Here is a 6,585-nt window from a genome sequence, read left to right as displayed (position 1 = left end):
CATTTGCAAGAGAAGCTAATTGAGCTAGGTCAAGAAAAATCAAATGCACTAGCCCGCCTAGAACAGCTTAGAAATGAATTTAGTTGCTTAAAGTTGTCAACCCGTATGCAAATTTCACAGCAGCTTATGGGAGTTGAAAATCGAGAAATGGTTGGCCTTTAAACCCGTCATTCTCTAAAGTAGAGGGAGTAGCGTTCAAGATTTGTTAAAGCCTTGTTTGCCATCTTTCCAGGGCAACATCAACTATTGGTATCAATGAAGAAGTGCTTTCTTTACATCCCAGCCTAGTTGAAAGCTCTGAATAAAAAGAATCGGCAACGAGGCTTCTTCGTCCCATCTCTAGATGCTTTCGTGGCCACTTATTTTCGGGAATCTGCCTCCATTCCTCACGAGTTTTTACCTGTCCCAGCCCTGTAGGGACATGAGCCCAGAATAAAATTCGTTCCCAGTCAGTCCAAATTCGGTGGCGACCAGTGGCATTTTTCTCATAGCGCCAAAGTTGTAGCCATAGGAATAAAATTGGGCTCTGCTGCTTTTTGTCAAAGTACAACTCCGCACAGTTTTGTTTCCCTCGACCGTAATAAATGGATTGACCACTAACCGTCTCTTGCATTCGTGGGTCAGCAAGTAGAATCCGCTCACGTAGCCTAAGAATACTTTGCTGAGCCTCAACAGGCCATCCACCTAAGCGATCCAATAATACCTGAGGTGGTTCTGGTAAGTCTGGAGATTGAGAAACCTGAACTTGGGTGTAGGACAGTTGAAGGATTTTGCTCTCTTGTGTTTCTACGGATTGCAGTTGCAAGGAAAAAACTTCGTCAGACTGAAGAACCTTGCAAGTGAAAAATTCTAGATTTAGACGAAGATATTTTTGGTCAATAAAGTTGTGTCGATGAAAGCTAGGTGCGATCGCGACTAGTCGAACTGGCTTGGAATAATCAATTTGGCTGGGCCAAGGTTTTTCTTGAATCAAATTGTCATAGTAGCGGGTGAGCTGTTGGACAATGTAGCGATCCTCGGTATTTTTTAGCTCTAAGATAACTAAACCTTTGTTGGCATCGCTGGCGACAATATCACAGATTTCTCCTTGACACTGATACTGCCGCTTAAGAGGGGTTAGTGAAAATAAAGATTCGAGGTTTTCCCATACTACTGTTTCTAGAGCTAGCTCACTTTCAAAACTCCATTGTGCTTTTGTCTTGATTAGCATACTTGCTTGATTTAAGTTATTTCTTATTTTGGACTAAATCTGTATTTTGACTTATTGCAGTATATGATTTATATGTATAAGATAAACTGAATTAACTGAATGCACTTAAGCAGAATTAAAGTGCATCTAAAGATTTAGCCTCATCGCCACAACTGGAGGCAATTTATTTCATGGAATACCTAATTACTGGAGCAACCTTAGCTTTAGTAGGAACGATCGCGCTACTGATCGTTGCTTACCGTAAAGGTTGGCTCCAACGAATTTCCGATAGACTTCTGCACTCAGGTGAAACAACAGACCGTGAGCGTGTTGAAGAATTTATTGAGCAAGGACGACAAGTTCGCGCTGCCATTAAAGCATTTGCTGACCGATACCAAGACCCTGACCAAATGGTACTCGCCCTCAAAAATCTAAGATTTAACGAGGTAGAGCGTCACGTCGGAGAAATCAATACCTTAGTGTTTGATATTGACGAGGCTAGTGCGGAATTTAAGCGTAGCTGCAACTATGCGATCGCTCTCATCAATAAGAAGAGCAAACTGACCCCTGAACCAGAAGAGCCAGCTAAGAGCACAACAACCAAGGTAGAGGTACAATCTCAGGCATCCCAGTCATCAAAAAAGTATGATGATGCCACCTACTACGCTTATCGGCAGGCAGGAGCCTCCAATGTTAGCTTTGCTTCTGGTGCCCAACTCAATGATCTAATCCGTAAAGGATCGGTTGATGGGCGAGATTTTTTCGTAGTAGGGCTGGCGTCCGAGTTCAATGGCACCTCCCAGTAAGTACTGCCAGCCCAAAGGCCGGAGGTTCTAATGCAACCATTTCGCAAACTGCAACGACTGTTCAAGGGGATTATCACGATCGGGCTGGGACTCCTGAATTTGACTGGAATTCTATACATTACCCAGTTGGCTCAGAACGCAGTATTCTGCTCCGGTCTAATGGAGATGTTGGCAAGCCTGACCACTCCATTTCAGATATTGCCTTGGGTGAGAGTCGCTCCAATCAGGCTGATTCCCCTGCTCAGCAATCCCAACCAAGTACTAGCTCTGTGTTCTTACACCAACGTGGGGACAGCAATATTTCTGTCTGCCCTAGTCACGACCTTGTGTGTTGGACTGACAACGTGGTTGGTCGCCACCGACATACCCCACTATTGCTCCCAGCTAGTAATGAGGCGGCGGGCGAAGCGGGCGAGACGAAAGATTCAAGTTCTTAGAACCTATCTCAGCAGGATTGATCTGAACGAACTATCTACTGAAGATCTAGCCATTCTAGAGCCGATCGTTAAGGCTTTGAAAGTTGAGTCTTCCAGACCCAAGGTCTAATAGCGCAAGTGCAGGGAGTATGACTTCTCCCTGCACTGTTACACAATATGCAAACTTTACCTTGAGGTTTCGCTATGTCCGAACCTCTGAATCAAATTCAGCAACTAATTGACCAAGCCAGGGCGATCGTCCGTTGTTTAGGTGCTGAACCTCTACATGATGTCTTCTGCAACGAGCGGGACTATCAAGACGAATTTCTGTGCATCCAAACGAATATTGAATCTCAAAGCGTATGGGTCTCTGTAAAAGCCACTTTAACACCAGGAGCCAGTGAGCTCTCAGAGTCACCTTGGGTATCTGTGCTGCTTTTTTCTCAAGAGAATGGGTTGGAAGTTTTCAGACCGTGGGTAGAACTGCCATCTAATCAATCTTGGAGCGATCGCCTACAGATGCTAGTAGAGCTGGTACAGCCGGAGCCGCGACTAGAACTCATCGAATTTCTCAAAGCGATCGCTGATACTCCTGATGCCAATGTCGAGCAAGTAGTCCTTGATCTCGGCGAGCTGGAGAAACTTGGAGTTCGCTCTGCTGCCTGGGTCGTCCAATTACTTCAACGCTTAGTCAATATTCCACTAGAGAACCGACAACTCTTCTTGGCTCTGCTTGGTTCATCTGAACAAACTGTAGAGCCAACCCCTTAAAGCTATGCCTACAAAATCAAAGCCATTGGCGAATCAGGAGTTTGCTGATGACATCAAGCTCTGGCTTCAAGAACAGAAGTCTAGGGAGATCTTACGTCTGCTTATGCAAGTAGGCGCACGGGACATCGTGGCTGCTTATTTGGAAATTGGCGGATTTCACCACCAGCACATCCGCTATCTCATGGGTCCCACTGTTTTGCATCGTAGCCCTTGGGCTGATACATTGCCTAACTGGTTGCCTGAGGCTATTCATCGCGATCGATTTGAATCCATTCTGTCAGAACATGATGAGGGCCTTGTGGGTAACTTAGCTACGCCAACTGAGGTGATGGCTTACATGTACCCAGCCACGATGGATGCCCCGATGCAGCGGGACTGGGTTGAAGTCTACTTATGGGCTGGCAATGATGTTTTAACTCGCCACAACCGGTTGCCTGAAGGTAAAACCTTCTGGGAGCATGTTGACAATTCCCCTATCTCTTATCACCAAATTAAAAATGACTATGAGCAGCTAGCGCGGGACATTCGTCGCAAGGTTGTTCAAGCTGCTGCTAGTCGCGGAATTGCCAAAAAGCAACGAATGGCGCAGCCATCGAGTGATTCCTATGGTGATGCAGCTACTGCGACTGGAGCGACCCCCTTACTTTCGACCGATCGCGGTCAAGTATTGGAGGAACAGATCCTATGAACCCTCAAGCAATTGACAGACCGTATCCCCTCTTCAGTATCAATCAACCCATTAGATGGACAGTTCGTTACCCCATTCTCACGAGTGAATGGGATGTTGTACCTGAGGAAACAGAGGAAGCGATCGAGACAGGAACGGGATACATTCTTGAGCAACGTTGGGCCAACGAACCTTGGACAGCTCAAGTTGGCATGGAGCCTCATTGGGTCTATCTCGTTCAAGAGGTTGATGAACTAGGCGAGATGGCCGAAACCTCCTGGTATGACGAGGATCAACTGGAGCCACTAAAACCACCTGCTCAAGCGTCTCGCGATCGCTCTATTTCGCTCGAAATTATGCCTTCCCCAGAACCAAGCGCCGTAGTGTTAGACCTTGCCTGCCCACTACCGATCAGCCAACTTCACCTGTTTGACGAAAATCTGAGACAACAACATCTACTGGAGTGGTATCTCAGCGCAGCCAACCATCCTTTCGGTAATTAAACTTGGAGGCTCTTTATGTCACAGCTACCGCAGTCTGGCCAACTGCAAGTATTTCAATCCCTAATTTCTAGTCGGCGTCGCTACATCCAAAATTTGCCGATTCAACCCGATCGCATCGGTGTTCCTCTCGTCTATCCCACGATCGTTGATTTACGGGAAGATGGCGACGAGTCTATCCTGACCTACCCTACAGTTGCAGCTAAACGACAGCCCAAGCGAGTTCTTGATCTGTTGCGCCAACAAAAGGTTAAATCGCCCTTCAGGTTGCCTGATCCTCGAATCAAGCGATCGCCCAATGCTCCAGCTGAAGGATGGGCTGCCTACCATTTACCCCGCAGCGGCGAGCTTGAGGTTGCCTACGTTGGGGGAGATATCCCCTTCCAACCTCTCGGCACAACCGCTGGTTGGATGCTTAGCCCCATGATTGATGATGAGACCTGCATCCTTGGACATTGGCAGTATTGGAAAGAAATTCAGGAAGCAGGAACTCTACTCAATACTTCGATCCCGCGAATTGTATTTGAGTCTAAGCCACACCCCAAAGTCATGGGGATGCTGCACTACTGCTTAGACATGATTACGCCAGCTTGGCGAGTCAATACTCAGCAGAAGTGGAATGCAGTCCGATACCTGATCGACTGGATTTTGTGGAGCCTAGGACATTGTTCTGTTCCTGATTTCCCCACCGATCTGTGGGATGGCGGCGTGCACGATCGCCTTTTCCAAGTGTTTGATGTTAGCTATCTCCTGCTCTGGCCCTATGACCACTTAGGAGCTCTTCTAGAAGAATTGAGTGATGAAAGCTATCGTGTTCCACCTCAAATCTCAATGGAAGTGGCAGAGCGTGAGGTGAAATCGCTCTTTCCCTACCGCAACGGTGACTACCGGGACCAACTCTTGGTTGATCCTGAGACAGGGACAGGCCGAATTCTCATGACGGCATCAAATTACAGCTTTGAGCTGTTGGGGCTCAACACTGATGCTCTACTCTCGAAAGTTGCCATCATTAACCTCTACTTGTTTGCACCTTGGGGTGTCTTCCCCTTTGAGTTTCTTCAACATGACCTTGACAGCGCAGAACTGCAAGCTTGTCTAGGGCGTACCTTGTCAGTCGTGAAGCGGAAACAGTTGAATGCCGACTACTTCTCAGCTACGGAGCCTGCGTTAGATGGCGATCGCTATCAACCTATCCAGCTCCGTCAACGCCGTACCACTAAATCCCTTGCGGACTTAGGATTGAACGTGAAGAAAGCACCACAAATCATGCCCACTCAACGTATGGAAGCACCTGTTTTACCGGGACTGCCAGGAGGTCCACCTCTCCCATCTCCCCAAGACCTACCAGGATTATCTCTCCGCTCTATCACTCCCGCATCTGGTTCCAAATCTTCAAATTCCCAGAACCAAAATCGTTTGCTCCCGCAGGGTGACGACGAGCAGTCATAAGTTAGCTTTCCAGCGATCGCTCCTTGCTTATTTGTCGAGTGTTGAGAGCCTGGCAGCTCATTTATTAGCTCTTTGTCCCTTACGCTTCTCACCTAGGTTTTGATTGAGAAGTGTAGCATCTCTCTCCCTACTCCATCTCTCAATGGACGACTGCAGTAGAATACTATGAAGAGTCCCTATAGGTACGTCATCGCTTAGTTTGCCTGATACTGTAACCTTTCCAGGCAAGTGTGGATGCTTGAATTGACGATGACTCCCTTTAGTTGCAACGTGATACCAGCCCTTAACGACCAAGTGTTTAATAACCTCACGTACTTTCATGGAATTTGTCCTTATTGAAATTACGTGAGAGTTATTCCCACCCTGCCTAGAGCAGGAGACAGCAGCCAAATTAGCCTCAAATCTGCATCGTTCTAGGGTTTGAGGCTAATTTGGTTTTGAAAAACGACTAGTGAAAATCAAAAATCTTTATGGAATCTTTATCTACTTAAAGTAGGAAAGAAGTAGGCGATCGCTTGTACTATGTATTACCATGAAAGTTATGAACGTAACACTATTAATTAATGGTGTTCATCATCCTTGGTTATTAATAGGCAGAGTTTAATAACCAAGGCAAAGCAAAAGCTTAGAGCTATTTACTGAGAGAAAGTTAATGAGTGAAACAAAATTTCAAAGCTTAGTAGACTTGCGTGAATCAGACTACAAAAAAACATATGAGTATGTAGATAAGAATTTTGCTCTTATTGAAAAATTCCGAAAACAATTTGTTGACTACCTAGGATGTAAC

8 protein-coding genes are annotated in these 6,585 nt (G+C 46.3%); 6 read left to right on the top strand and 2 right to left on the bottom strand.

Features of this window, described 5'->3' with window-relative positions; genetic code table 11:
* Positions 1-205: 205 nt before the first annotated feature.
* The gene (locus tag H6F72_RS11955; protein WP_190435303.1) at positions 206-1,210 is read right to left on the bottom strand and encodes an endonuclease NucS domain-containing protein; all 1,005 of its coding nucleotides are present in this window, start codon (positions 1,208-1,210) and stop codon (positions 206-208) included.
* Between the two features lie 170 nt (positions 1,211-1,380).
* On the opposite strand from H6F72_RS11955, the gene H6F72_RS11950 reads away from it, so the two are divergent.
* From H6F72_RS11950 to H6F72_RS11925, 6 genes are all read left to right on the top strand, one after another.
* Positions 1,381-1,995: a hypothetical protein gene (locus tag H6F72_RS11950; RefSeq protein ID WP_190435300.1), complete on the top strand. Its 615-nt coding sequence runs from the start codon at positions 1,381-1,383 to the stop codon at positions 1,993-1,995.
* Positions 1,996-2,025: 30 nt separating this feature from the next.
* Positions 2,026-2,541 carry a hypothetical protein gene (locus H6F72_RS11945; RefSeq protein ID WP_190435297.1) on the top strand — a complete coding sequence of 172 codons (516 nt, stop codon included), beginning with the start codon at positions 2,026-2,028 and terminating at the stop codon, positions 2,539-2,541.
* A gap of 74 nt (positions 2,542-2,615) precedes the next feature.
* Complete coding sequence (locus H6F72_RS11940) at positions 2,616-3,182, top strand: hypothetical protein (protein WP_190435294.1); 567 nt, start codon at positions 2,616-2,618, stop codon at positions 3,180-3,182.
* Between the two features lie 4 nt (positions 3,183-3,186).
* On the top strand, positions 3,187-3,870 hold the full coding sequence (locus H6F72_RS11935) for a hypothetical protein (RefSeq protein WP_190435292.1): 684 nt from the start codon (positions 3,187-3,189) through the stop codon (positions 3,868-3,870).
* Positions 3,867-4,352, top strand: a complete 486-nt coding sequence (locus H6F72_RS11930; protein WP_190435289.1) for a hypothetical protein — start codon at positions 3,867-3,869, stop codon at positions 4,350-4,352. The genes H6F72_RS11935 and H6F72_RS11930 overlap by 4 nt, the downstream gene beginning before the upstream one ends.
* A 15-nt stretch (positions 4,353-4,367) precedes the next feature.
* A complete protein-coding gene (locus tag H6F72_RS11925) occupies positions 4,368-5,798 on the top strand; it encodes a hypothetical protein (protein WP_190435286.1) in 1,431 nt (476 codons plus the stop codon).
* Between the two features lie 57 nt (positions 5,799-5,855).
* Here H6F72_RS11925 and H6F72_RS11920 read toward each other — a convergent pair whose 3' ends face one another.
* The gene (locus H6F72_RS11920) at positions 5,856-6,119 is read right to left on the bottom strand and encodes a type II toxin-antitoxin system HicA family toxin (protein WP_190435284.1); all 264 of its coding nucleotides are present in this window, start codon (positions 6,117-6,119) and stop codon (positions 5,856-5,858) included.
* Between the last annotated feature and the right edge of the window lie 466 nt (positions 6,120-6,585).

Source organism: Trichocoleus sp. FACHB-46, from assembly GCF_014695385.1.
Classification (GTDB): Bacteria; Cyanobacteriota; Cyanobacteriia; order FACHB-46; family FACHB-46; genus Trichocoleus.
This window is presented reverse-complemented; position numbering and strand designations above follow the sequence as displayed.